At 51.9% G+C, this 26,973-nt stretch carries 15 protein-coding genes, 1 tRNA gene and 1 pseudogene; 13 read left to right on the top strand and 4 right to left on the bottom strand.

All coding sequences use genetic code 11. From position 1 onward, the window contains the following. Positions 1-74: 74 nt before the first annotated feature. A complete protein-coding gene (gene malQ / locus ACOQPM_RS05650) occupies positions 75-1,598 on the top strand; it encodes a 4-alpha-glucanotransferase (RefSeq protein WP_420628269.1) in 1,524 nt (507 codons plus the stop codon). A gap of 117 nt (positions 1,599-1,715) precedes the next feature. On the opposite strand, the gene ACOQPM_RS05645 is transcribed toward malQ, so the two are convergent. Together ACOQPM_RS05645 and ACOQPM_RS05640 are read right to left on the bottom strand one after the other, a co-directional pair. Beyond that, positions 1,716-4,367, bottom strand: a complete 2,652-nt coding sequence (locus ACOQPM_RS05645) for a HEAT repeat domain-containing protein (RefSeq protein ID WP_420628268.1) — start codon at positions 4,365-4,367, stop codon at positions 1,716-1,718. A gap of 54 nt (positions 4,368-4,421) precedes the next feature. Then, complete coding sequence (locus ACOQPM_RS05640; protein WP_420628267.1) at positions 4,422-5,213, bottom strand: response regulator; 792 nt, start codon at positions 5,211-5,213, stop codon at positions 4,422-4,424. A gap of 489 nt (positions 5,214-5,702) precedes the next feature. On the opposite strand from ACOQPM_RS05640, the gene ACOQPM_RS05635 reads away from it, so the two are divergent. From ACOQPM_RS05635 to ACOQPM_RS05605, 7 genes are all read left to right on the top strand, one after another. Next, positions 5,703-7,358 carry an acyl-CoA dehydrogenase family protein gene (locus ACOQPM_RS05635; RefSeq protein ID WP_420628266.1) on the top strand — a complete coding sequence of 552 codons (1,656 nt, stop codon included), beginning with the start codon at positions 5,703-5,705 and terminating at the stop codon, positions 7,356-7,358. A gap of 83 nt (positions 7,359-7,441) precedes the next feature. After that, positions 7,442-16,150 carry an SDR family NAD(P)-dependent oxidoreductase gene (locus ACOQPM_RS05630; RefSeq protein WP_420628265.1) on the top strand — a complete coding sequence of 2,903 codons (8,709 nt, stop codon included), beginning with the start codon at positions 7,442-7,444 and terminating at the stop codon, positions 16,148-16,150. An 85-nt stretch (positions 16,151-16,235) separates the two neighbouring features. Then, positions 16,236-16,940 (top strand): 4'-phosphopantetheinyl transferase family protein, encoded by a 705-nt coding sequence (locus ACOQPM_RS05625; RefSeq protein WP_420628264.1) that lies wholly within the window; start codon positions 16,236-16,238, stop codon positions 16,938-16,940. 89 nt (positions 16,941-17,029) lie between these two features. Further along, positions 17,030-18,577 carry an acyl-CoA carboxylase subunit beta gene (locus ACOQPM_RS05620; RefSeq protein WP_420628263.1) on the top strand — a complete coding sequence of 516 codons (1,548 nt, stop codon included), beginning with the start codon at positions 17,030-17,032 and terminating at the stop codon, positions 18,575-18,577. 79 nt (positions 18,578-18,656) lie between these two features. After that, the gene (locus ACOQPM_RS05615; RefSeq protein ID WP_420628262.1) at positions 18,657-20,138 is read left to right on the top strand and encodes an acetyl-CoA carboxylase biotin carboxylase subunit; all 1,482 of its coding nucleotides are present in this window, start codon (positions 18,657-18,659) and stop codon (positions 20,136-20,138) included. A gap of 25 nt (positions 20,139-20,163) precedes the next feature. Further along, complete coding sequence (locus tag ACOQPM_RS05610) at positions 20,164-20,661, top strand: biotin/lipoyl-containing protein (protein ID WP_420628261.1); 498 nt, start codon at positions 20,164-20,166, stop codon at positions 20,659-20,661. A 145-nt stretch (positions 20,662-20,806) separates the two neighbouring features. Beyond that, positions 20,807-20,880 (top strand) — tRNA-Arg (locus ACOQPM_RS05605). A 42-nt stretch (positions 20,881-20,922) separates the two neighbouring features. Here ACOQPM_RS05605 and ACOQPM_RS05600 read toward each other — a convergent pair. Then, complete coding sequence (locus ACOQPM_RS05600; protein WP_420628260.1) at positions 20,923-21,552, bottom strand: hypothetical protein; 630 nt, start codon at positions 21,550-21,552, stop codon at positions 20,923-20,925. A 216-nt stretch (positions 21,553-21,768) separates the two neighbouring features. Here ACOQPM_RS05600 and ACOQPM_RS05595 point away from each other — a divergent pair, with 216 nt between their 5' ends. Next, positions 21,769-22,158, top strand: a complete 390-nt coding sequence (locus tag ACOQPM_RS05595; protein ID WP_420628259.1) for a hypothetical protein — start codon at positions 21,769-21,771, stop codon at positions 22,156-22,158. Between the two features lie 109 nt (positions 22,159-22,267). On the opposite strand, the gene ACOQPM_RS05590 is transcribed toward ACOQPM_RS05595, so the two are convergent. Then, positions 22,268-22,477, bottom strand: coding sequence for a dodecin family protein (locus ACOQPM_RS05590; RefSeq protein ID WP_420628258.1), 210 nt, complete (start codon positions 22,475-22,477; stop codon positions 22,268-22,270). A 225-nt stretch (positions 22,478-22,702) separates the two neighbouring features. Here ACOQPM_RS05590 and hypF point away from each other — a divergent pair, with 225 nt between their 5' ends. The 4 genes and pseudogenes from hypF to ACOQPM_RS05570 form a co-directional block, all read left to right on the top strand. Further along, positions 22,703-25,093: a carbamoyltransferase HypF gene (hypF, locus tag ACOQPM_RS05585; RefSeq protein WP_420628257.1), complete on the top strand. Its 2,391-nt coding sequence runs from the start codon at positions 22,703-22,705 to the stop codon at positions 25,091-25,093. Between the two features lie 46 nt (positions 25,094-25,139). Then, positions 25,140-25,415 (top strand): HypC/HybG/HupF family hydrogenase formation chaperone, encoded by a 276-nt coding sequence (locus tag ACOQPM_RS05580; RefSeq protein ID WP_420628256.1) that lies wholly within the window; start codon positions 25,140-25,142, stop codon positions 25,413-25,415. Between the two features lie 117 nt (positions 25,416-25,532). After that, the gene (hypD, locus tag ACOQPM_RS05575) at positions 25,533-26,648 is read left to right on the top strand and encodes a hydrogenase formation protein HypD (protein ID WP_420628255.1); all 1,116 of its coding nucleotides are present in this window, start codon (positions 25,533-25,535) and stop codon (positions 26,646-26,648) included. 65 nt (positions 26,649-26,713) lie between these two features. After that, positions 26,714-26,973: pseudogene (locus ACOQPM_RS05570) on the top strand (hydrogenase expression/formation protein HypE); the annotation flags it as partial.

The following is a 26,973-nucleotide window of genomic DNA, read 5'->3' as shown; positions in this document are numbered from 1 at the left end:
ATCCAGGCAGATGGATTCCTGCCTTTGCAGGTATGACGTGAACAGTTACTCAATCTCAGAAAAGGTTCTCAATTATGCGCTTTAAACGTGCCGCAGGCATTTTACTTCATCCGACCAGCTTCCCCGGACGGTATGGCATTGGTGATTTTGGTGATTCGGCTTACCAATTTGTAGATTTTTTGGTCGCTAGCAAGCAATCTTTATGGCAAATTTTGCCGCTGGGGCCTACAGGATATGGTGACTCTCCATACCAAGCATTTTCTGCTTTTGCCGGTAATCCGCTGCTCATTAGTCCAGACCGATTGGTGCGGGATGGGTATTTGCCGGAAACGGCCGTTTTCACCTTCCCCCAATTTCCAGACCACACCGTAGACTTTGGTCCCGTCATTGAGTACAAAACTGCGCTCTTGCAGCAGGCTCACGAATATTTTCTGACGCATGGCACTGAGGAACAAAAAGCTGCTTATCAGCAATTTTGCACTGAGCAAAGAAGCTGGCTGGATGATTTCGCCTTGTTCATGGCACTGAAAAACCATCATGTAGAACATGAAGGTGGCGTGTGGAATACGTGGCCCCGCGAGATTGCCCTGCGCGAACCGGAGGCAATGGCAGGCTGGGACGAGAAGCTGGCAAGAGAAGTCGATCTCCACAAATTTTTGCAGTTCCTCTTCTTTCAGCAGTGGCTCAGCCTGAAGGCGTATGCCAACGAGCGCGGCATCCAAATTGTGGGCGACATCCCCATCTTTGTTGCCTTCGACAGCGCAGACGTGTGGGCCAACCCAGAGCTGTTTTACTTGGATGAAACCGGTGCGCCGACTGTGATTGCCGGGGTGCCGCCGGATTATTTTAGCGAGACTGGGCAGCGCTGGGGCAACCCGCTCTACCGCTGGGAGCGCATGGCGAACAACGGCTACAGATGGTGGGCTGCTCGTCTGCAAATGTGCTTTACCCAGGCAGACATCGTGCGGATTGACCATTTTCGTGGCTTTGATGCGTATTGGGAGATTCCGGCTGAGGAGCCAACGGCCGTTGTTGGCCAGTGGGTTCCGGGACCGGGGGCAAAATTCTTCCAGGCGATGCGAGACAAGCTAGGCGAACTGCCCCTCATTGCCGAGGATTTAGGCGTGATCACACCGGAAGTGGAGGCTTTGCGCGATCAGTTTGATTTTCCCGGCATGAAAATCTTGCAGTTTGCCTTTGGCGGCGAGCGCAACAGCGGCTTCTTGCCCCACACTTTTGATAAGAACTGTGTTGTTTATACGGGCACGCACGATAATGAAACGGTGCTGGGCTGGTACCAAAACGCCATCGATGCCGAGCGGGATCATATTCGCCGCTACATGCAAATTAGCGGACAAAATATCTCTTGGGACATGACTCGATTGGCGTATGCGTCGGTGTCGAATACGGCCGTTGCCACCCTGCAAGACCTCATGGGGCTGGGCAACGAAGCGCGGATGAACTTCCCCGGCAAGGTGGGTGGCTACTGGCGCTGGCGCTACCTGCCCCACATGCTCACCGATGGCATTGCCAAGCGTTTGGGAGACATGACAGAGATGTACGGCCGTATGCCCCAACCAGAAGATAAGCTAGATTAAGGTTCAAATCATTTTTCGTGATAAGAGAGAGGAATGAATAGAGTTTATAATCGTTTCTGTTTTATTGTATTGAACTAATATTGCCGTATTGTTAGCATTTTGTTTCGGCATTGGTGATCATTTCAAGATTTTTGTAGTTACTTGGCGCACATGATCACTCGGATGATCTAAAAACGGTGTTAAAATCTCTATGATTGTGCCATCTTCTACAACTTTTGTTTCCAAAGCCTGAATAGAAGAATGTAATACATCGGTATCTTTTTCACGCAATATGTGTTGCAAAATTGAGCGTGTTGCCAGCAGGTTTTTGGAGTGCCCTAATGCTTTTGTCACGTCAATACGCATATGTTTGTTTCCACGCTGCAATTCATTATTAAGGGCTTGTATCGTCTCTGATGTATCTAATGAAGCCAAAGCCATAACAACTGCTAACCGTACGCTTGGAGAAGGATCATCTAACATTTTTATCATCAAGGAAGCCGTTGATTTTTTCTTGATCCGTCCTAAGGCGTCAACGGCTGACCGACGAATATTATGATTTTCATGTGAGGTGCAGTCAATTATTAGGTCAACGGAATCCTCATCTATATTATGTCCTAGTGCTGAAAGGGCAGTGCTTAATAATTCTGGCTCCCTCTTTGAGATTACGATCTCACGTAACATTTTATTTTGGTACTGTCTCTCTCCGGATAACGCAAAGGCAATATCACTCAATTTACCCCACTTCTCCTTATTTTCATCAGAAGAAGCATTATCAGTCACACTTGGTAGACTGTGACGAACATTTGCCCAGAAAGTTTTTTGTGCGTTTGTTGCAGTTAATGAACTTGAGTGTTTAGCTAAATTTGCCAATCTAATAACGCTCTCCCCTCTTAATACTAGATAATCTGAATCCAGAAGGGCGATGTTTTTAATTATACTTTCAACGTATTTTAATTGCCGTTTTGAAATTTCGCGGACACGTTTGCTCTGATGATTCTTTGAAGCCAGTCGCAGAGTTCGCACACTTCCTGCCACTGTATTGTTGCCCAAAGCTTCAGTAACAACGATAAGTACATCAAAATTTTCCTCATGATGGAAGGCATGAACCAGTGAATCAGCGGCAGCTGGGGAAGCTATTCTGCCCAACATATCAGCAGCCGTTTTTCTCACATCTGGACTCTTGTGTTCGGCTAAGGCTTGTCCCAAGTGTATTATGCTGGCATCGTCTCCAATGTTTCCAAATGCTTTGGCTGCTGCAATCCCTATGCTCGGTTTATCATGATGAAGGGCATGAGCCAGTGAATCAGCGGCAGCTGGGGAAGCTATTCTGCCCAACATATCAGCAGCCGTTTTTTTTACCTTCGGACTCTTGTGTTCGGCTAAGGCTTGTCCCAAGTGTATTATGCTAGCATCGTCTCCAATGTTTCCAAGTGCCCGAGCTGCCGCAATCCCTATGCTCGGTTTATCGTGATGAAGGGCATGAGCCAATATGTCAGCAGCCGTTGGGGAAGCTATTCTGCCCAACATATCAGCAGCCGTTTTTCTCACATCTGGACTCTTGTGTTCGGCTAAGGCTTGTCCCAAGTGTATTATGCTGGCATCGTCTCCAATGTTTCCAAATGCTTTGGCTGCTGCAATCCCTATGCTCGGTTTATCATGATGAAGGGCATGAGCCAGTGAATCAGCGGCAGCTGGGGAAGCTATTCTGCCCAACATATCAGCAGCCGTTTTTTTTACCTTCGGACTCTTGTGTTCGATTAAGGCTTGTCCCAAGTGTATTATGCTAGCATCGTCTCCAATGTTTCCAAGTGCCCGAGCTGCCGCAATCCCTATGCTCGGTTTATCATGATGAAGGGCATGAGCCAATATGTCAGCAGCCGTTGGGGAAGCTATTCTGCCCAACATATCAGCAGCCGTTTTTCTCACATTTGGACTCTTATGTTCAGCTAAAGCTTGTCCCAAATAAACTATGCTGGCGTCATCCATAATATTTCCAAGTGCCTTTGCTGCGGCATTAGCAACATGGTTATGATCGTAATTTAGAGCATTACCAAGCACAGAAATGGAGTTGACATCTCCAATATTGCCAAGTGCCAAAGCGGAGATTGAACGAAGCTGCGTGGATGCCTTGCTAATTACGATTTCAACAATCTTGGGTATGGCCGCTTTAACTCGTAGTCTTCCCAACGTCTCAATAACATCACCTTTACGTGGATTATCGTTATAGTTTAGGCAAATTAACAGACTCTCAACACAACGAGAATCCGCAATCTTCGTTAGCCAAAAGGAAATATCTTCTAATTCTTCAACCAATGGAGTGGAAATAAGCCTTTGCTTATATTCAGCAAAAGCCTCATTAGGTGTATTATTATGCCAAATTTTTGAGGCAGGTGATTGTGATATTTCGCCAATTAAAGAACTAATAGAGCGAATTAACGTGTCTGGAGCAAAAGGTTTTACTATATAGTCGGAGGCTCCCAACTCTAAAGCAAAAGATATTTCAGCTTCCTGCCCATGTGCAGAAAATATCACGATTGGAATATTTTTGACGGGTCGATAACATTTTAAATATTTAATTGCTTCGTATCCAGATAATCTAGGCATACGAACATCTAATATCACTAAATCGGGGTGAAACTCTAAAGTCTTTTCGATAGCTTCCCTTCCATCCTCAGCCTCGATGACCTCGAATCCATTGTATTGCAAGACAAATGCCCCTAATTCCCGTATTTCTTGATCATCATCGGCGTAAACAATTCTGGGAAGGCATTCCTTTAATTCCGTCATTTATCTTTTCCAAAAAAATTGATAACCCAATATTGCCCTTCTGTTGGATGCAATCTAGTTCTTATTTTGTGATGGTAAAGGAAATGCTTCATTTATCAGCATTTTGAGTTCATCAGGCTTAAAAGGCTTTTTAAGATAGTCGTATGCTTTATAGTCACGAAGAAAATCTCGAACATTTTCTCCTGACCAGGGCAAGCCACTGATAATAATAACAACAGCTTCGCGTTGATAGGTTCGCAACTGATCAAGTAACATGATACCAACTTGTCCTGCTGAGTCCATCTCATCTAATTGCATATCCAAAGTTATGAGCTCAAACTTTGTTAGCCGTATAAACCCTAATGCCGAATCAAGATTATTAGCGATGGTTACATTTGCTCCAATTTCATGGAGAATCTGTTGGATGGCATTTTGTTGAGAAGGAATATCTTCAACAATGAGTGCTTTGATTTTCCCTCTTTCAACTGGTATTCCTGAGTCATGGATGCCTTGATCTAAATTTTTGTTGTCATTAAAAATTTGGAGTGAATCGTAAAGTGTATCTATATAATTTTGATTTAGTTCTCGCTCAAACAGATGCGGTCTCGTATTCTGTAAGGCTGTTAAAAGAATATTTAATTTGTTGCGGCGACACATATGAAGAATCATTTCTCTAGCTTTTGACTCAAGTTTATTGTCGCCACTTAAGTTATCATAAGAAACACCTAATTCTATACACAAGGTCTTTAGTTCATCCAAATCATATGAATTTGTGATGTCTTTAAGCAGCTTCATCAATGGATTAGACATAGTACCTGCCTTGTTCAAGTCTAGCAGTCTTTTTTCAAAGACGTCAATATTGATCATATCAGGAGATTCCTGCTCCGGATCGGTCTTCGATTAGACTGAAATCCCGCTCCGCCGCAGTTGTCATTGGCTCAAGTTGCACTATCGTACTGCCTATTTTACTGATATGAAGATGACCATATTCTAGCATACCTTCATGGAGAAATGGCCGTTCGTCCCATGACACAGCGCATTATGCTTTTCGCCTAAATAGTGCGTGACAGTTGTCACTCTGAATACCCCCCGAAAGCATCTACAATAACTTCGCTAACTTATCTCTTGCATAAGGAAAGCTAATCATCATGACACAACGCATTATGCTTTTTTCATCTATATCACATGACAGTTGTCACTCTTGCCCTTTACTATAAGTAATTACAATCAAAGTCAGGGTTTGTGAAAAATTTCGCAATTCAATTAGCAGCCAAATAGTTTATTACAGCACATTTGCAATATTGGGGAGCAGAGCAAACCTGCATTTGCTTTGCTTCTTTTTTTCTGGAGGATGAAATGATTGATACGGCCGTACCTGAAGTTGGTCTCGACAAAGAGACCCGCGATATGATTCTGGATACCATTAAAAAGTATGCTGAACGCAAATTAACCCCCGAATTTTTACTAGAGCTAGACCACAACGATACATTTCCCCACGATGTCCTGAAAGAGCTATACGATCCGATGTCCATTGGCTTGCATCTTCTGTTCATCCCAGAAAAGTATGATGGACTGGGCGGTGGCGCTTATGACATTTACCGCGTTTCTGAATTGATGGCTACGGTGGATTTGGGCATTGCAACGGGCGTACTAGCGACTTTCCTCGGTTCTGATCCCATTAGTGTTGGGGCAACTGAAGAGCAGAGGCAATATTGGTTCGGCCGTATTGCTGAAGAAGCGCTGCTATGTGCTTATGGCGCAACGGAGCCGCAAGCGGGCAGTGATTTGGCTTCAATGACAACGAAGGCGGAGCCTGTTGAAGAAGATGGCGAAATTGTTGGCTATAACATCACCGGGCGCAAGCAGTGGATTAGCAACGGTGGCGTGGCCGATATTTACACCATTTTGGCCTTGGCTCCCGGCGGGCCAAGCTGGTTTGTGGTTGATGCTGATGCAGAGGGGTTCACCAAAGGTAAACCGGAAGATAAACATGGTATTCGCGCCAGCAATACGGCCGCTCTCTTTCTGGATAATGTTTACGTGCCAGTTGACCGCCTGATTGGTTTGGAAGAAGGCAAAGGGTTAGCTCAAGCGCAGGCAGTTTTTGGCTATACCCGCCTGATGGTGGGCGCGTTTGGTCTGGGGGCAGGCTGGGAAGCGCTGCGCCGTGCCATCCGCTACTCCCAAGAGCGGATTCAGGGCGGTGCCCCATTGAGCCAAAAGCAAGGGTACACGCACAAGCTTATTGTTCCCAACGCTGCCAAGCTGGAAGCGGCACGCACCTACATTGAATGGGTGGCTGAACGGCTGGATGGTGATGAGGAAGGGTTGCAAACAGAAGGTGCCGTTGCCAAATATATGGCGACCGAAGCAGGCAACAAAATGGCGGAGGATGCCATTCAGGCAATGGGTGGCTACGGCTACACCAAAGAGTACATGGTAGAAAAAATCAAGCGGGACGTGCGTATCACCACCATTTATGAAGGCACATCTGAAATTATGGAGTGGACAATTGCCCGTGACCGCTGGCAGCAGCATCTAAAGTCGCGTGGCGATTATTACAAAGAGTGGGCAAATCGTCTGGCTGCCATTCATCAGCAAGAGCCAGACAATGGGGCAGGAATTGCCGCGATGGGGCTGCGAGCCTTGGCAGTGATTTTGGAGCGTTGCCGTCTGGATCGGCTGACGCGCAACCAGCATGTGTTGTTCCGGCTGGGTGAACTGGTGGCTTATGCGGAGTGTGCGGCCGTTTTTGCCGAGCGCGTCGTGCAAAAACCAACTGAAGCCATCCAGCTAGACGTGCCCACCCGCCAAGCTTTATCTCGCATCTTTGCCCGCGAAGCTGCCCTCAAGGTAGCGGCCGACGGGCTGCGCTGGACAATTGGTGCTGGCCAAACCGACCCGAACTTAGCTGCCTCTCTTAATTTGCCCGGTATTTACCAGGCACAGACGGGCAACTTGGCGGATATGGATTTTGCCTCGGAGCAGTTGAATAAGGTTTTTACAGCGTAATGTGTAATTGAGTAACTGAGTAATTGGGTAATTTAATTACTCAATTACCTAATTACCCTATTACTTCTTTTTGGAGTAAAGAAATGAGTAACACAGCAGACCGAGCGATTGCCATTGTGGCCGTGGGGGCGTTGCTGCCGGATGCGTCAAGTGCGGCAGCTTTTTGGCAAAACGTGCTGAACAAACGGTACAGCATCACCGAAACGCCTGCCAACCGTTGGAGCATCGCCGATTATTACGATCCCGACCCGAAAGCACCCGATAAGACATACAGCAAAATCGGTGGCTGGGTGCGGGACTTTTCTTTTGATTGGAAGCGTTTTCGGATGCCGCCAAAAGTTGCTGCCTCGATGGATGAGGGGCAGCAGTGGGCGGTGACGGTAGCGGCGGATGTTTTGGCGGATTATGGGTATCCAGAACGGCCGTTAGACACCGACCGCGTTGCCACCATTATCGGTACAGCAATGGGTGGTGAGCTGCATTACCAGACTAATACCCGCATTGTTTTCCCCGAATATGCGAATGCTTTAACGGGCGTAGCTGAATTTCAGGCACTGCCCGCCGCTACGCGGGAAGCCATTTTGACTGGTTGGCACAACCATATTGATCAGCAAATTCCCCCGATTACTGAAGATTCCATGCCCGGTGAACTACCAAATATCGTCTCTGGGCGGGTAGCCAACATGTTGAATCTTCGGGGGCCAAACTTCATTACGGATGCTGCTTGCGCCTCCAGCTTTGCCGCGGTGGAAGCGGCCGTTGAGATGCTGACGGAGCACAAGATTGATGCCGTGATTGCTGGCGGTGTGGATCGCAATATGGGCATCGGCAGCTTTGTGAAGTTCTGCAAGATCGGTGCCTTGAGTGCGACTGGCACACGGCCGTTTGGCGATGGTGCTGACGGCTTTGTGATGGGCGAAGGCACGGGGCTCTTCCTATTAAAGCGTCTGGCCGATGCCGAGCGGGACGGCGACAAGATTTACGCTGTGATTCGTGGTGTTGGCGGCGCCAGCGACGGCAAGGGGAAGGGCATCACCGCTCCCAACCCAATTGGCCAGCAGCTAGCAATCTCCCGCGCCTGGGAAAATGCTGGGTTAGACCCTGCCACGGCTGGCATGGTGGAAGCCCACGGCACCAGCACCCGCGTTGGCGACGTGGTGGAAGTGGAAAGCCTCACAAAAATTTTTGGCGAAGCCAAGCGCGGCAGCATTGGCTTGGGATCGGCCAAGAGCAACATCGGCCACCTGAAGGCCGGGGCGGGCGCAGCCGGAATGCTAAAAGCCACGATGGCACTGCACCACAAGATTTTGCCACCGACGCTGAATGCAAATCCGCCCAACCCCAACATTGATTTTAGCCAAACACCCTTTGCGCTGCTGAATGACGCACGCAATTGGGAAACAAACGGTACGCCGCGCCGCGCGGGGGTAAGTGCTTACGGCTTTGGTGGCACCAACTTCCATCTGGTGTTGGAAGAGCACATTCCAGGGGCGTTAACGCGCGACCGCAAGCAGTTTGCCGTGAGTGAGAAGGTAAACGGCCGTCCCGCAGCCCCACCACCTACACCTCCAGCCAGCAGTAAACCGGCCCCGCCGCGTGGCATTGTCGCTCTAGGAGCGAATGATACGGCTGGCTTGAGCCAACAGCTTGATGCCACGCTGAAGAAAGTTGAAGGTGGCTGGACGCCAGAATTTGCTTTGCCAGAAACGGCCGTTGTCCAATCTCCAGAACGTCTTGTCATCGACTTTGGCAACCATGAAGAACTGCTGGGTCGGCTGCAAAAAGCGCAAAAAGTGATGGGGATGGATTCCCATCAGGCATGGAAAGCAATGGAGGCCCAGGGCATCTTCCGGGGCTCCGGCAAGCCCAAAGGCAAAATAGCCTTTATGTTTCCCGGCCAGGGTAGCCAATATGTGAATATGGGCCAAGAACTGGTCGAGTTCTCACCCATTGTCAAGAAAGTGTTTGATGAAGCGGATGCAGTGATGAAGCCCATCTTGGGCAAGCCGCTCACCGACTACATTTTTGTAGACCCAGAGGACAAGGACGCGATCAATCAGGCGACCTTTGACCTGATGCAAACGGAAATCACCCAACCCGCGATGCTGACGATGGACATTGCCATCTTTAAGCTGCTGCAAAGCTACGGTTTTAACCCCGACATGGTGATGGGGCATTCGTTAGGCGAATATGCAGCGCTGATTGCTGCTGGCATCATGCCGTTTGCCCACGCGCTGGAAGCTTCCGCCGCGCGCGGTGCAGAAATGGCAGCGGTAGACGTGCCGGACAAAGGTAAGATGGCGGCTGTTTTGGCACCGTATGAGGAAGTTGAGGCCGTTTTGAACAGCATCGATGGCTATGTGGTTCCAGCCAACATCAACAGCCGCAGCCAATGCGTCTTTGGTGGGGCGAGCGAAGCAGTGGAAGAGGCCGTGAAGCAGTTTGAAGCCAAAGGGTATCGGGGCATGTTGCTGCCCGTGAGCCACGCTTTCCACACCAGCATTGTGGCTCCGGCCAGTGAACCGCTCCGGCGCGTGCTGGATCGGTTAGACATCCGACCGGGACAGCTGCCGCTAGTGGCCAACGTGACGGGCGAAATTTACCCGACCGATGTGGAAGCGATTAAAGATATGCTGAAATTGCAGATCGCTTCCCCAGTCCAGTGGGTAAAGGGGCTGGAAACGCTTTACGCGCAAGGCATGCGCACCTTTGTAGAGGTCGGGCCAAAACGGGCGTTGCGCGGCTTTGCCAACGATGTTTTTGCTGATAAAGAAGACGTTACCGCTCTGATGACCAATCATCCCAAAAATGGCACGATGCCTTCCTTTAACCAGGCGTTGTGTGGCTTGTACGCGGCCGGATACGCGGGGCAGTTTGCACAACCAACGCCCCCAATGGCCAGAGGTTTACAAAATGAGGAACCCGTTATGAAAGTTTCAACCCCGGCGGCAAATGGCAGTCCAACGGCCGTTGCTTCGCCAGACAATTTAGGGCAGTTACTCCAGGCCCTGCAAACCAATCTCCAATCTCCAGTCTCTAATCTCCCCTACAATCGCAACCAGGAACCCAACGGCTCTGTGGTGATTAGCGGCACCGGTTTGGGCTTGCCCGGCACGGAAAAGCCAGTGATGGACCCAGACAACGCCCTCCGCATTTTGCAGGGCGAACAGTTTGTTGATCTCATCCCCGAACGATTCCGGCGCAAGATGGTGGGTAAGCAAATTACTCGGCTTGTCAAAGCCGCAGACGGCGGCGGCAGCTTTGCCACCATTGACGACCAGGACAAAGTGATTCGTTTGGCAGGTCGCCCTGGCAGCTTTGATTTGGCTGAAGAGTATGGCGTGCCGCAAAAATTGGTGGATGCGCTAGACATCACCACCCAGTTGGCGATGGCGGCTGGTTTAGATGCCCTGCGCGAAGCGGGTATTCCGCTGACGATGACCTACAAGAAGACAACAACGGGCAGCTACCTGCCGCAAAAATGGATGCTGCCTGAGGCGTTGCGGGACGAGACTGGTGTCATTTTTGCCAGCGCGTTCCCCGGTGGTGACCGCTTTGCCGAAGATTTTGAGCGGTTCTACACGCACCAAAGTCGGGTAGAGCAGCTAGAAATGCTGGAAGATTTACGCCGCTATGCCAGTGACCAAACGACCTTGCTGGAAATCACGCGCCGCATTAATGAGCTGCGTGAACAGCTAACCAATGAACCATACATCTTTGACCGTCGCTTTATTTTCCGCATTTTGGCGATGGGGCACAGCCAGTTTGCTGAGTACATTGGCGCACGTGGCCCGAACACCCACGTAAACGCCGCCTGTGCCAGCACCACCCAAGGTATTGCCCTGGCAGAAGATTGGATTCGGAACGGCCGTTGCCGCAGAGTCATTGTTATCGCCGCCGACGACGTAACTGGCGATCACCTGATGGAATGGGTTGGCTCCGGCTTCCTGGCATTAGGCGCAGCCGCCACCGATGACAAAGTCGATGAAGCCGCCCTGCCATTCGACAAGCGTCGTCACGGTACGATTTTGGGCATGGGTGCCTGCGCTTTGGTTTTGGAGAGCGAAGACGCTGTTCAGGAACGTGGGATGCGCGGCATCGTTGAGGTTCTCAGCACCGAAACCCGCAACAGTGCCTTCCACGGTTCCCGGCTAGACGTCGACCACATCTCGATGGTGATGGATGATTTGTTGAAAACGGCCGAAAGTCGTTTTGGCCTCAATCGGTATGCCATGGCGCCGCAGCTAGTTTTCATGTCACACGAAACCTTCACTCCGGCACGCGGCGGCAGCGCAGCAGCCGAGGTAACGGCCCTGCGTGAAAACTTTGGCGATGCGGCCAAAGAAATCATTGTGGCGAACACCAAAGGCTTCACCGGACATCCGATGGGTGTGGGTGTTGAAGACGTGATAGCTCTTAAGATTTTGGAACACGGCATCGTGCCCCCCGTCCCCAACTACAAAGAGGTAGACCCAGACTTGGGTCAGCTCAACCTGAGTCGTGGCGGACGGTATCCGGTGCAATATTCGCTCCACCTGGCGGCTGGCTTTGGTTCCCAAATTGCCTTTAGCCTGACGCGACGCATTCCTGGTGGGCCAAACCGCATTGACCAGCAACCTCGCTACCAGCAATGGCTCGATGCCATTAGCGGCTACGACTATGCTGAACTGGAAGTCGAAAAGCGAAACTTACGCATCGTTGCCAAAGGGAACCCGGGACGGCCACCCGCACCTAGCAACTGGCAGTACGGCACTGGCCCCGTGGTTCGCACCCAAATAGGGCAAGGCAGCGTTGGCGTTGCGGCACAACCCGCACCCATCGTCATGCCAGAACCGATAATCAGTAAACAGTCGTCAGTAATCAGTGAGCCAGTAAAGGAAGAGCTAGAACCTAAACCTGTAGAAGCAAAACCAGCAGAGGTGAAGGTAGAAACGGCCGTGCCAGAACCAACGCCGCCGCCAGCAGAACCAATCTCTAATCTCCAATCTCCAGTCTCCGACACAGTAACGGAACAGGTACTCAACATTATTGCTGAACAAACCGGATACCCCACCGAAATGCTGGAGCCGGAACTCGATTTGGAAGCGGACTTGGGCATCGACACGGTGAAACAGGCAGAAACGTTTGTCGCCATCCGGCAAGCGTTTGACATTCCGCGCCGCGACGACTTGAACCTGCGAGATTACAACACGCTGGAAAGAGTTGTTGGCTTCGTTAAAGAGATGCGGCCAGAGTTGGCAGTCGCCAGTGAACCAGTAATCAGTAGTCAGTCATCGGTAAGTAGTGAATCAGTTGTTGAAGCGGAACCAATCTCCAATCTCCAGTCTCCAGTCTCCGACCCGGTAATGGATCAGGTATTGAACATTATTGCTGAGCAAACTGGCTATCCGGTGGATATGCTGGAACCAGATTTAGACCTGGAAGCAGACTTGGGCATCGACACAGTGAAACAAGCTGAAACGTTTGTAGCGATTCGGCAAGCGTTTGACATTCCGCGTCGCGACGACTTGAATCTGCGTGATTACAATACGCTGGCGCGCGTGGTTGGCTTTGTGCGCGAAATGCGGCCAGAGTTGGCAGTCGCCAGTGAACCAGTAATTAGTAGTCAGTCATCGGCAAGCAGTGAATCAGTTGTTGAAGCAGAACCAATCTCCAATCTCCAATCTCCAGTCTCCGACCCGGTAATGGACGAAGTGTTAAATATCATTGCTGACCAGACTGGTTATCCGATTGATATGCTGGAGCCAGATTTGGATTTGGAAGCGGACTTGGGCATCGACACAGTGAAGCAGGCGGAGACGTTTGTAGCCATCCGGCAAGCGTTTGACATTCCGCGCCGCGACGACTTGAATTTGCGTGATTACAACACGTTGGCTCGCGTGGTTGGCTTTGTGCGCGAAATGCGGCCAGAGTTGGCAGTTAGTGAACCAGCAGCTACTGAAACAGCGGTGAGTGAACCAGTTGCTACATCCGAAGCACCAGCGACTGACGGTGACCCGGTGATGGACAAGGTACTCAATATCATTGCTGAGCAGACCGGCTATCCGGTGGACATGCTGGAACCAGATTTGGATTTGGAAGCTGATTTGGGTATCGACACGGTGAAACAGGCGGAGACGTTTGTGGCGATTCGGCAGGCGTTTGACATTCCCCGCCGTGACGACCTGAACCTGCGTGATTACAACACGCTGGCGAAGGTGGTGGGTTTTGTACATGAGATGCGGCCTGATTTAAAAGCGGCGAGCCGTTTGCCGGTTGAGGAGAAGGCAGAAACGGCCGTCTCTGATTCACCAGCAGCCCCGCAAACGGCCGTTTCCCAATATAATCTCGAAGATGCAGATACATTCCCCCGCCGCGTTGCCACGGCCGTTCTGCGGCCAGATCTCGACGAATGCGTGCCCACGGGCGTCGTTTTAGATGAAAACAGCCGCGTGATTGTGGCGTTGGACGAAGGCGGCGTGGGCAAAGCCCTCGTGAAGAAGCTGGAGAAGATGGGTGCAACCGTTCTGACATTAGACGTGACGCTGCCCCAAGCTGAACTGGAGGCACAGCTGCAAAGCTGGCTGGCCGACGGTGCGATCCAGGGCGTCTACTGGCTGCCCGCACTCGATGTGGAAGCTGACCTGATGACGATGGACTTAGCAGCGTGGCGCGAAGCCAACCGCATCCGGGTGAAGAACCTCTCCATCACGATGCGCGTGTTGTACGATGTGGTGAATGAAGCGAACAACTTCCTCGTTTCGGCGACGCGGCTGGGCGGGCAGCACGGCTACGACTCCAACGGCGCAGTGGCGCCATTGGGCGGCGGCGTGACGGGCTTTACCAAAGCGTATCGCCATGAACGGCCGTCCGTCCTGGTGAAAGCGGTAGACTTTGAGGTAAGCCGCAAAACGGCCGCCTTCGCCGATCTGCTGATTGCTGAAACCATCACCGACCCCGGTGTGGTAGAAGTTGGCTATGTCGGTAAACAGCGAACGGCCGTGACCCTCCTCGAGCAACCGGCAGCCGACGGTGAACCCGGCCTGACGCTGGACAAGGAAACGGTGTTTGTGGTAACCGGCGCGGCGGGTGGCATCACCAGTGCCATCGTCAGCGATTTGGCAGCGGCCAGCGGCGGCATCTTCTACCTGCTGGATTTGGTAGAAGCACCCGCACCGGATGACCCGCATATCCAGCTGTTCCGCGAGGATGAAAATGCACTGAAGACCCAACTCATTGCCGAAGCCAAAGCGGCTGGTGAAAAACCGACCCCGGTGATGATCAACAAGAAGCTGATGGCAATTGAGCGGTCTGAGGCGGCGTTGAGCGCGATTGAAGCAGTAACGGCCGCAGGCGGGCTGCCCCTTTACCACAGCGTGAATTTGCTGGATGGCGAGGCGATAACGGCCGTTGTCGAAAACATTCGCGAGACGTACGGTAAAATCGACGTTCTGGTTCATGCAGGCGGCATCGAAATTAGCCGAGGGCTAGACCAGAAGGATGCAGCCCAGTTCGACCTGGTGTACGACATCAAATCCGACGGCTTCTTTAGCTTGCTGAGTGCAGCCAAAGAGATGCCAATTGGTGCAACCGTGGTCTTTAGCTCCGTGGCGGGACGATTTGGCAACAACGGCCAAACCGACTACAGCGCAGCCAACGACCTGCTGTGCAAGCTCACCAGTAGCTTCCGCAATACGCGACCCAATACCAAAGGGATCGCGATTGATTGGACAGCTTGGGGCGGCATTGGCATGGCGACGCGCGGTTCCATTCCCAGAATTATGGAGATGGCTGGCATCGAGATGCTGCCGCCAGAGGTTGGCGTACCAACGGTACGGCGTGAGCTGGTCGCCAGCGGCTTCAAGGGCGAGATTTTGGCAGGCGGCAAGCTTGGCATTCTCATTGAAGAGCGGCATCCGACAGGTGGCCTCGATTTAGACAAAGTGAATGATGATGATCTGCTGATGGTGGGCAAGGTGACAGCGTACAATCTGTACGGCGGCCTCCAGGCAGAAACGGTGTTAGACCCGAACGAACAGCCGTTTTTGTTTGACCATGCGATGGACGGCACGCCGCTGCTGCCTGGCGTGATGGGTACAGAAACGTTTGCTGAAATCGCTTCATTGGTGGCTCCCGGTTACGCAGTAACGGCCGTTGAGAATGAAGATTTCCACGCCCCGTTTAAGTATTACCGGATGGAGCCGCAGATGATGATTTTGAGCGCAACGGCCGTACCGAATGGCAAGGAAATTCTGGTACACACCAGTATGCACTCCCGCCGTGAATTGAAAACCGGCATTCAGGAGAAGCTGCACTTCACCGCCACCGTGCGGCTGGGAGCTAAGGCACCCAAAACCAAGAAGTTGAAATTCAAAGCTCCCAAAGCAGAAGATATGAACATCGGGGCTGAAGACATCTACAAAATCTACTTCCACGGCCCGGCCTACCAGGTTTTAGAAAGCGTGCAGGTAGATGGCGGCACGGCAATTGGTCTGTTGGCACAGGATTTACCCGCCAATTGCAATCCGGTAGACGCGCCAGAGCTAATCGCCCCAAGATTGGTTGAGTTCTGCTTCCAGACGGCAGGCGTGTGGGAAATCCACAGTAAGCAGCAGATGGCCCTCCCACTGGCCATTGGCAGCGTGACCGCCTACAAGCAGGAAGCAGACGCGAAAGGGCGCCTATACGCCATCGTTGAAGCAGTTGATGATGGCGCGGCGTTTAATGCACAAGTTGTGGACAAATCTGGCAACGTGTTTGTGGAGCTGAACGGCTACCGGACGGTTCAGCTGCCGGGTGAAGTTTCACTTTAGGAATTTGGGGAGATTAGAGATTGGAGACTGGAGATTGGGCTGTTTGAGCAGTCAATCTCCAGTCTCCAATCTCCAAGGAAGAAAAATGATCCACTGGCTCGCACAATCCCACGAAGTTGTTCCGCAAACGGCCGTTACTGGCGGTTCGTTTCAATTTTTGAGTGAAAAAGAAGCAGCGCGACTGGCCTCATTGAAAACAGAAAAGCGGCGGCGTGACTGGCTGCTGGGTCGCTGGACAACCAAGCGGCTGCTGCAAACGGTGGTTTGGGAAACGCAAAATACGACCGTGCCGCTCGACCTCATCACGGTGAGCAACAATGCAGATGGGGTGCCTACCATTGAGTCGCAGTTACCGATGGTAAACGGTCAATTCAGCATCTCAATTAGCCATTCGCACGGGCACGCGCTGGTAACGGCCGTTGCCAAACCAGTGTGGCCAATTGGTTGTGACTTGGAGCTAATTAAACCGCGCAGCGAAGCGTTTATTGATGATTATTTTACTGAGACAGAAGCCCTTCTGGTAAGGCAGGTGGCAGGGACGCAGCGGGATACGTTGGTAACGGCCGTTTGGAGTGCCAAAGAGTCTGTTCTGAAAGCGTTGCACCTGGGGCTGTCGGTTGATACACGCGCCATTTCTTGTTTGATTGATCCGGGGGAACGGCCGTCTGATAGCTGGGTGCGGTTTAAGATTCGGTGTGACAATACACGCTTGCCAAAAGAAGCCCCGCACTTTTCGGGCTGGTGGCGCACCATGAACCACTTTGTGATGACGCTGGTTGTTAAACAATAAAAACGGTAATCAGTAATCGATGACCAGTAATCAGTAAAACGCACTGATTACCAATTACAGTATACCGATTACCGACAACGGGAAGAAAGATGATAAAAGAAATGCAGTATTACAAAGACGAGTTGCAAAATCGGCAGGAGATTGCCCAGGGCACGGAAAAAGACGTCGCGCGGCAGCATGGCAAGGGGCGGCTGACGGCGCGGGAGCGCATTGAGCTGTTGTTTGACCCCGGCACCTTTAACGAAATTGATTCGCTGGTAACGCCCCGCTACGATAGCTACGTCGGCGGCAAGAAATCCCGTTACGGCGATGGCGTTGTTACCGGATTTGGGCTGATAAACGGCCGTCACGCCATGGCCGCTTCGCAGGATGCGGCCGTCATGGGTGGCTCGCTGGGCGAAATGCACGCCAATAAAATTGTGAAAGCGATGCGGATGGCCATCCAGTACGGCTGCCCCTTCATTGCCCTCAACGACTCTGGTGGGGCGCGGATTCAGGAAGGGGTTGATAGCCTGGGCGGTTACGCCAAAATCTTCGACGCCAACTGCGAAGCCTCCGGCGTCATCCCTCAAATTTCGGTCATCATGGGGCCGTGTGCTGGCGGCGCGGTTTACTCACCTGCCCTCACCGACTTCGTCTTCATGACCGAGAAGAGCTATATGTTCATCACCGGGCCGCAGGTAGTTAAAGCCGTCATGCAAGAAGATGTGACCTTTGAAGAGCTGGGCGGCGGGCAGATGCACAGCCAGGAAAGCGGCGTGTGTCACTTCCTCACCACCGATGACCGGGAATGCCTGATGCGGGTGCGCGAACTGTTGAGCTACCTGCCCAGCAACAACAAAGAAGACCCACCGTACATGCGTCCTGTAGATAATCCCAACCGACGCACGCCTGAATTGGAGCATGTGGTTCCCACAGACCCACACAAACCATATGATGTGCGTCGGGTGATTCATAGCGTGGTGGACGACGGCCGTTTTTTTGAAGTACACCAGCTATGGGCGGAAAATATGGTGGTGGGCTTTGCGCGATTGAATGGCTACGTGGTGGGCATTGTAGCTAACCAGCCGATGGTGCTGGCAGGTTGTGTAGACATCAAAGCCTCCCTCAAAGCCACTCACTTCATCCGCATTTGCGATGCGTACAACATTCCCATCATCACCCTGCAAGATGTGCCTGGCTTTTTGCCCGGCAAAGACCAGGAGTACGGCGGCATCATTCGCAACGGCGCACGCATGATTTACGCTTACAGCGAAGCCACCGTGCCTAAGTTGATGATTATTTTGCGTAAAAGCTACGGCGGCGCGTACTGTGTGATGAGCAGCAAGGGCCTACGTGGCGATCTGCTCTACGCCTGGCCCAATGCCGAAATCGCCGTCATGGGTGCCGAAGGCGCGGTCAACATCCTGTTCCGCCGCGATGTGCAGGCCGCCGAAGACCCGGAAGCCCGTCGTGCAGAGCTGGTAGCCGACTACGAGAAGAAGTTCAACAATCCCTACGTGGCTGCCGCGCGTGGCCTCATTGACGACGTGATCCAGCCACGCGACACGCGCACTGCGCTGGTGCGTGCGCTGGAGCTAACGCTCTCTAAGCGAGAAAGCCATGTATCCAAGAAGCATGGGATTTCGCCAATGTAGAAAGTCTGCAAGTATGCAGGTCTGCAAGTAAAACTTGTAGACTCGCACACTTGCCACTTGCAAACTCCCTGAGGAAAAAATGTTCAAACGAATTTTAATTGCAAACCGGGGCGAAATTGCAGTGCGCGCGATTCGTACCTGCCGCGAGATGGGTATTGAAACGGTGGTGCTGTACGACGAAAGCGATGTTGAGTCGCTGCATGTGCGGCTGGCCGATTTTTGCGTACGGTTGCCTTCCCCAGAAACCTTCTTGGATGAGACGACGATCATTCAGATTGCCCTGGCATATGAAGTGGATGCGGTGCATCCGGGCTATGGTTTTTTGGCGGAACGGCCGTCTTTTGTTCGTGCTTGTCAAGATGCAGGAATTTGCTTCATTGGGCCGCCCGCCGAGGTCATTGACGCGGTTCGCGCTAAGGTTGATGTATTGGCAATTGTACGTGCGGCGGGTTTCCCGACTGTTCTCAACTCACCCGCTTGCCTGGATGTTGATGATATTGAAACCATCAGCGCCACAGCCGCAGAAATAGGCTATCCGCTCGTGATTAAATCGTGCCACGGTGGGCGCGGCCGGGGAGAACGCCTGGTGTATAAACCCGAACAGTTGGCAACGGCCGTACAGCGCGCTTCCGCCGAATCCCGTGCCGTCTTTGGCAACGAACATCTTTATTTGGAACGTGCCTTGCTGCCTGCTCACCAAATTGGTGTACAGTTGCTGGGCGACCAGCATGGCAACCTGGTACATCTAGGTGAACGAGAAGGCTCGATCATTGTTGGCAACCAAAAAATCATTGAAGAAGCGCCCTCTCCTATTCTCAACGACGCTCAGCGCGAAGCGATTTTGCAAACGGCTTTGGCTATTGGCAAGCTGTTTAATTACCAAAATGTGGGTACGGTGGAATTTTTGCTGGATGGCGAAGGAAATTTCTATTTCAGCGAAATCAAGGCGCGCATACAGGTAGAGCATCCCATTACCGAAATGTTGACGGGCATTGACCTGGTGCGGCAACAACTTCTTGTAGCCGCAGGTGAACCACTGGCCTGGACGCAAAACGAGATTACCTTTACCGGTTGGGCGATGACCTGCCGCCTGAATGCCCACGATCCGTGGCAAAACTTTTTGCCTAGCCCAGGGCAGCTTACCGAGGTGCGGCTGCCAACAGGGCCACAGGTACGCATTGACACCTACGTTTACAACGGATGCCATGTGCCGCCAAACTACGATCCGCTCGTGGCCAAGCTCACCACTTGGGGCGCAGACCGGGATGTTTGTTTGGCACGCATGAAGAGTGCGTTGGCCGATTTTGTGTTGGCGGGCACGCCAACCAATTTACCGCTCATGCAGCGCATTATGCACACATCTGCTTTTGCGCGGGCACATTACAACACGAGCTTTTTTACCAAACCCACCGCCAACGGGGATGATTCTGAGGTGCAATTGCGTGATCTGGCGGTGATTACGGCCGTTCACTTTGCCCGGCGTCATCAACTGTTTAACCCAACCACGCCTGAACGGTGGCAAAGCGGTTGGCACAAAGACAGTCGGCGGCTGCCGCAGTAAGTGACTAACACAGTTAGAAATTCCAATGAGTAAATTACTGATCACCTTAAACGAAGAACCATATGAAATCAGCTTTGACCGTCCCACGCCGCAGGCTAACAGCCTTACCGTGCAGGTGAATGGTGAAACCGTGATGGTGCAAATTCCCAACCCCAATGCGCCGATCAATGATCACACCTGGATGATAGTGGACGAACGGCCGTATGAACTGTTGTTCGATCCCGATTTGCGCTGGGTGGCGGGCAACAACGGGCTGCATCCCATCGAAGTGCGCGATTTAGAGGCCATGGCTCCCCGACACCGCAGCGGCGACGGCCGTCTCAAAGCACCCATCCCTGGCCTCATCGCTCGCTATTTGGTGGAGGTTGGTGAAGAAGTCGCGGCTGGGCAGCCCATTGTCATCTTGGAAGCAATGAAGATGGAAAATGAAGTGCGTTCGCCAACGAACGGCCGTGTGGAAGCCATTCACGTTGCCCCTGGTGAGACGGTGGCAAGCAACACGCTGCTGGTTGAGATCAGTTGAGGCGGTTATCAGTAATCGGTAGGTCAGTAATGTCGCTGGGCGACCGCTTTGCGTACAGACCGTTCACCGATTACCGACGACGGAACACCGTTCACCATATTTGACTTTTACCAGACCGTATGGCAAAATCCGCCCGCAACAAAACGCCCCTGTAGCTCAATTGGATAGAGTGTTGCCCTCCGAAGGCAAAGGTTCCAGATTCGAATTCTGGCAGGGGCACACAGACATAGAAAAAGCTCGCCAATTCGGCGAGCTTTTTTCTTACTGGGACGCACAAAAAAACCAGTGTGATTCCTTTCTTTCAATTTGGAACCAATCGCCGATAAAATTTTTGGGCGGTGGTGTATCATCTGAGCGATACATGTATCCCGAAAAACTATCTAAAACGCCACGAAAAGTAAAAAAGAAGACGCTAGTCACACCGTTTTCTTTTTGAATGATAATTTGCCCACCTCTTGAAACATTTTCATATCCAGGCGGCAATTGTGCAAGACCAATTTCTCCGGGTTGAATTTGTTCGTTTTCTACCATTAGTACAATTTCATCATATTGACTCTTGTTCAATTTGAACTCAAATTCAAGCCAAAGAGATGTAAACGGTACGAACCACAAGATCAAGAACGTAACAATGTTAATCAATAGAGGGAGGCTGGCTTTCTTAGGGGTTTTTCTTACTTCACGAAAAAAGTACACGATTGTTATTAACATCAATATAGCAAATAAACCCCATGAACACAGTAAGGCTGGTGCCATCAAAAAAGGAGTTAAAAAACGTACAAGGAACCACTGGAGTGCTGTCAAAATAATTGAAACAGCTCCGTAGAGAAGACAAATTATTGCAAGCTTCGACAAAGCTGAATTCTTTGCAAGCGTAATTTTGGTGTTCGCCATTTGCTTTCCTTTTGTAAAAATTTTTCATTACATTCTATTAAACCCTCCACCAAGTCAAGCACTTATGTGTTTACATCGTGTCGTATAAATTCTTGAATTTAAGAGAATATCCACTCTGGATATTATTATTCCGCTGGTAAAGAAGTAGGTAGACAAGCAAGTTGTTCTATGCTAAAATTAGAACAATTGTTCTATAACTAGATAAGGATAACCAAAATGGCACAGTATGTGATTACACCAATCAATGAAAATAGAGCCAAGCGGTGGGAGCATGTTTATGGCCGTACCGAACTCCCCGTAAAATTCCCATTGCCCCATCTAGCCTGCACCCAGCGTTGGGGGGATGTGCCTGTATATTATTTGGACAATACGGCCGTTCCCGATGCGTTGCTGGATCGGCTGGCGACGTTTGAAGCGAGGCGTACCCGCACCAGCTACCAGGAAGCCCGTGTAGCCGTGCGGCGCGAGTGGCTCATCCGTGCCGACGAGTGCCAGCCCGCCCGCAAAGCGATGCCTACGCCTGCCGCCCCCTCCTGGCAACCCGCCTTCCCCTTTTTGCAAAAGGTGCCCCTGCGCCCCCGCCGCCCGCAGGTAAGATTCAGTTAATATCGGATGAAATAGGTACAGAAGGGAGAAAAGCGTATTGCGTATTCCGTCATCTTCTACGCAATACGCAATATTCTTTGAAGAACTAAGTTGTCGATTGACGACTATGTTAGCCGTCAAACTTGAAGGACACTTTGACCTTTGTACGATAACTAACCACTTTCCCATTCTCGATCTGCATATCTTGCTCCACAACCTCAGCAATACGCAGATCGCGTAGCGTTTCGGCGGCGCGTTCTACGGCCGCTATCGCTGCTTTCTCCCAAGATTCTTCACTGGTTCCCACAAGTTCGATTACTTTGTAAACACTTTCAGACACAATCTTCCTCCAAAAAGTGTGGTTGCGAACGGCCGTGTGCCAGTTCACCACCACCTAAGGCTCCCCAAATATAAAGAAGCTGAACATCTATAAAATAGCATATTGCTGACTACGAGCCCAATTAAATCTAGACATGCGTAAGTTCTATTGATATGAACAAAGGCACATGGTAATGATGTCATTCGGCGCAGCCCATTGTGGAGCAGGTTGATGTAAAATTGTGCCATGACTCAGCAAGCAACATCGGCTACGCAGCCTGCTGTACAAACTGTTCGCCAACGCCTGAAGGTGCAGGGCGTGGTGCAAGGGGTTGGTTTTCGGCCGTTTGTGTATGGTTTAGCCAAGCAGCACAATTTAACTGGTTTTGTGGGCAACAACAGCAGCGGCGTGTTTATAGAAATTGAGGGGACGACAACGGCCGTTGCCCAATTCCAGCACGCGCTTACCCACAACCAGCCACCGCTGGCGCACATTGAGCAAATCTTCGTTGCTGAACTGCCCGTGCAAAATAGCCGCAACTTCGTCATTACACACAGCCAGGCGCAAGCGGCTACCAACACGCTCATCTCCCCCGACATTACCCTGTGCGACGATTGTCTGAGCGAACTGTTTGATCCGCAAAACCGCCGCCACCGCTATCCATTCACCAACTGCACCAACTGCGGCCCCCGCTTCACCATCATCAAGGACATCCCCTATGATCGCCCGTTGACCACGATGGCCGAATTTGCGATGTGTGCCGATTGCCAGGCCGAGTACGATAATCCGCAAGACCGCCGTTTTCACGCCCAGCCGAATGCGTGTGGGATGTGTGGGCCGGGGGTCTGGCTGGAGGAAAGTGAACAGTATTCAGTAAACGGTGTTCAGTTATCAGTGAGGGGTGAGGCGGCGATTGTGGCGGTGCAGGAATTGCTGGCGGCGGGGCGGATTGTGGCGGTGAAGGGGCTGGGGGGCTTTCATCTAGCGTGTGATGCTACCAGCGATGTGGCGTTGGCAACGCTGCGCGAACGCAAGGGGCGCGTAGATAAACCATTTGCCGTCATGGCTCGCGACGTGGCCACTGTGCGCCAATTTGCCCATCTTTCAGAAGAGGAAGAAGCGCTGCTCACCAGCAAAGAACGGCCGATTTTGCTCCTCCACCAAAAAGCAAACAATCCGCTCTCCAAGCTGGTCGCTCCCAGCAACAACACCATCGGGGTCATGCTGCCCTACACGCCGCTCCACCACCTCCTGTTAGACTTTCAATCGCCAGTCCCCACTCTCCACACTCCAGTTCTTGTTATGACCTCCGCTAATTTCAGCAACGAACCCATCGTCAAGGACAATAACGAAGCCCGTGAACAACTTTCCACTCTAGCTGACGCCTTTCTGATGCACAACCGCGAGATTTACGGCCGTTGCGACGACTCGGTGGTTCGCGTAATCCCTAATCCATTGTCGGTAATCAATAGACCGACCACTGATAACGGATTACTGATAACCGATAACTTGTTACCTGTCCGTCGTTCACGCGGCTACGCGCCTTTCCCTGTGAAGTTGCCAGCGGCCGTGCCGCCGACGCTGGCGGTGGGGGGAGAATTGAAAAGCACGTTTTGTTTGGCCAAAGGCGACTACGGCTACATGAGCCAACACATCGGCGATATGGAAAATTTGGAGACGCTGGACGCTTTTGCTACGGCCGTTTCCCACTACAAAGCCATCTTCCGCACCGAGCCAGAAAAGCTGGTTTGCGATTTGCATCCCGGCTACCTCTCCACCCGCTGGGCGCATGAACAAACAGACGTGCCGGTGGTGGCTGTGCAGCACCATCATGCCCACGTTGCCAGCCTCTTGGCCGAGCATCGGCTAGACGGCCGTACCCCCATCATAGGCTTTAGCTTCGATGGCACTGGCTATGGCACCGATGGCGCGGTGTGGGGCGGCGAACTGCTGCTGGCCGATTATGCAGGGTTTGAACGAGCGGCGCATCTTAAATATGTACCGTTGGCCGGGGGAGATGTGGCGGTGAAACGGCCGTATCGCCTCGCGTTGGCTCACCTGCACGCCGCCGGGCTGCCCTGGGATGATGCGTTACCTTGCGTTGCTGCCTGCCCGGGAGCCGAGCGGCACATTTTGCAACAACAGTTAGCCAAAAACCTGAACAGCGTACCTACCAGCAGCATGGGGCGGCTTTTCGATGCGGTGGCGGCTTTGATTGGCGTTCGCCAAGAGGTGACGTATGAAGGGCAGGCGGCGATTGAGCTAGAGGCAATCGCCGCGCCGGGCGTGGAAGCCAGCTACCAATTTGAACTAGCAAACAGTTGTTTTGATGCGGCACCCATTTTTGCTGATATTGTGGTAGATTTGCGGGCAGGGGTGGCAACGGCCGTTATCGCCGCCAAGTTTCATAATGCGGTGGCCAACCTCATTTTGCAGCTTAGTTTGCAAATGCGGCAGCGGCACGGCTTCAACCAGGTGGCGCTAAGTGGTGGCGTCTTTCAGAATGTGATGTTGCTGGAAACGGCCGTGCGCCATTTACACCACCACAACTTTGAAATATTCACCCATCGCCTCGTCCCTTCCAATGATGGTGGACTTGCTTTGGGACAAATCATGATTGCATCAAAACAGCAATAATTCTCATAAACCTCTGTGACCTCTGTGGCCTGAATAGGAGAATCATATGTGTTTAGGAATACCTGGAAAAGTAACCGAAATTTATGAAGCCAACGGCACGCGCATGGGCAAGGTGGATTTCAGCGGCATCCAAAAAGAGGTCTGCCTGGCCTACCTGCCAGAGATTGAAGTTGGTGACTACACCATCGTCCACGTTGGCTTTGCCATCACCCAGCTCGATGAGGAATCTGCGCTGGAAACGTTGGCACTTTTTAACGAGATGGGCGTTTTAGAAGAAGAACTACTTGCCGACGAGGAAACATTGAAAGAGGCGTCTTCATGAGTTTGCACATAAACATCATGAATGAAAACCCACAAATTTCTCCTTTTTCTCCGTGTAGCTCAGTGCTTCTCTGTGCAACTCTGTGTTCCGCTTTTTAATTTCGAAGGAGCAAATCGCATGAAATATTTGGAAGAGTTTCGTGATCCGGAATTAGCCCAAAAACTGTTCACCGAAATTGACCAAATCGCCACCCAAAAATGGGTAATGATGGAGGTGTGCGGCGGCCAAACCCATTCGATTATCCGCAACGGCATTGACCAGTTGCTCACCGACAAAATCGAACTCATTCACGGCCCCGGCTGCCCGGTCTGCGTGACGCCGCTGGGCGTTATTGACAAAGCGTTGGCCATTGCCGCCCGCCCCAACGTTATCTTTTGCTCCTTTGGCGATATGCTGCGCGTGCCGGGCAGCGAGAAAGATTTGTTCCGCGTTAAGAGCGAAGGGGGTGACGTGCGGGTTGTTTACTCGCCGCTGGACGCAGTAAAAATTGCCCGTGAAAACCGAGACAAAGAGGTGGTTTTCTTCGGCATCGGCTTCGAGACGACGGCACCGGCCAACGGGATGGCGGTTTTTTTGGCGAAGCAGCAAAATTTGCGGAACTTTTCAATGCTGGTGTCTCATGTGCTGGTGCCACCAGCGATTGAGGTGATTTTGCAGTCGCCGACGAACCGCGTGCAGGCATTCTTGGCGGCAGGGCATGTGTGCAGCGTGATGGGGTATTGGCAATACAAGCCCATCGCCAAAACCTACAACGTGCCAATTGTGGTGACTGGTTTTGAGCCGCTGGATGTTTTGGAGGGGATTCGGCGGACGGTGGTGCAGTTGGAAAACGGCCGTTCCACCGTAGAAAATGCTTACCCCCGCGCCGTGACGGAAAAAGGAAATCCCGCCGCCCAAAAAATGCTGGCCGACGTGTTCACCGTAACGGATCGGCAGTGGCGCGGTATTGGCCTGATTCCGCAAAGCGGCTGGGAGTTGAGTGAAGCGTACCGGGATTTTGATGCGGCCGTTCGCTTTGACGTGGGGCATATCGAAACCAGAGAATCTGAACTGTGCCGCAGCGGTGAGGTGCTGCAAGGGATGATTAAGCCCCACGAGTGCGCCGCCTTCGGCAAGGAATGTACGCCCCGCAATCCGCTGGGTGCGACGATGGTGTCTAGCGAGGGGGCGTGTGCGGCTTATTTTCAGTACGGCCGTTTTGTGGCGGTAGAAAACGTCGCCGTCACCGATTAAAAGGGGACTGGAGACTAGAGATTGATAGTCTCTAGTCTCCAGTCTCTATCCAAAAAGGATGAACTTTGACCCAAAAACCAGTAACACATGATTTGGATTTTGAAGGCTGGGTCTGCCCGATGCCGCTGCGGAGCTACCCCAACATCGTGCTGGGGCATGGCGGTGGCGGCAAGCTGTCGGCGGAATTGGTGGAGCATCTCTTTTTGCCTGCGTTTCGCAATGAGCAGCTTGAAGATTTGGGGGATGCGGCTGTTTTCACCATGCCCGGCCAGCGTTTCGCCATTTCTACCGATTCGTTTGTGGTACGGCCGTTGTTCTTTCCCGG

The organism is Candidatus Leptofilum sp. (genome assembly GCF_965223525.1).
Classification (GTDB): domain Bacteria; phylum Chloroflexota; class Anaerolineae; order Promineifilales; family Promineifilaceae; genus Leptofilum.
The sequence above is the reverse complement of the archived record's forward strand: the minus strand, read 5'-3'. Positions and strand labels throughout refer to the sequence as shown.

What these genes read in the sequence shown, in the direction of transcription:
- ACOQPM_RS05645 (WP_420628268.1), bottom strand. Translation starts at nt 4,367, where the DNA reads ATGACGGAATTAAAGGAATGCCTTCCCAGAATTGTTTACGCCGATGAT.
- ACOQPM_RS05625 (WP_420628264.1), top strand. Translation starts at nt 16,236, where the DNA reads ATGATCCACTGGCTCGCACAATCCCACGAAGTTGTTCCGCAAACGGCC.
- hypD (WP_420628255.1), top strand. Translation starts at nt 25,533, where the DNA reads ATGAAATATTTGGAAGAGTTTCGTGATCCGGAATTAGCCCAAAAACTG.
- ACOQPM_RS05620 (WP_420628263.1), top strand. Translation starts at nt 17,030, where the DNA reads ATGATAAAAGAAATGCAGTATTACAAAGACGAGTTGCAAAATCGGCAG.
- hypF (WP_420628257.1), top strand. Translation starts at nt 22,703, where the DNA reads ATGACTCAGCAAGCAACATCGGCTACGCAGCCTGCTGTACAAACTGTT.
- malQ (WP_420628269.1), top strand. Translation starts at nt 75, where the DNA reads ATGCGCTTTAAACGTGCCGCAGGCATTTTACTTCATCCGACCAGCTTC.
- ACOQPM_RS05635 (WP_420628266.1), top strand. Translation starts at nt 5,703, where the DNA reads ATGATTGATACGGCCGTACCTGAAGTTGGTCTCGACAAAGAGACCCGC.
- ACOQPM_RS05610 (WP_420628261.1), top strand. Translation starts at nt 20,164, where the DNA reads ATGAGTAAATTACTGATCACCTTAAACGAAGAACCATATGAAATCAGC.
- ACOQPM_RS05595 (WP_420628259.1), top strand. Translation starts at nt 21,769, where the DNA reads ATGGCACAGTATGTGATTACACCAATCAATGAAAATAGAGCCAAGCGG.
- ACOQPM_RS05615 (WP_420628262.1), top strand. Translation starts at nt 18,657, where the DNA reads ATGTTCAAACGAATTTTAATTGCAAACCGGGGCGAAATTGCAGTGCGC.
- ACOQPM_RS05580 (WP_420628256.1), top strand. Translation starts at nt 25,140, where the DNA reads ATGTGTTTAGGAATACCTGGAAAAGTAACCGAAATTTATGAAGCCAAC.
- ACOQPM_RS05630 (WP_420628265.1), top strand. Translation starts at nt 7,442, where the DNA reads ATGAGTAACACAGCAGACCGAGCGATTGCCATTGTGGCCGTGGGGGCG.
- ACOQPM_RS05600 (WP_420628260.1), bottom strand. Translation starts at nt 21,552, where the DNA reads ATGGCGAACACCAAAATTACGCTTGCAAAGAATTCAGCTTTGTCGAAG.
- ACOQPM_RS05640 (WP_420628267.1), bottom strand. Translation starts at nt 5,213, where the DNA reads ATGATCAATATTGACGTCTTTGAAAAAAGACTGCTAGACTTGAACAAG.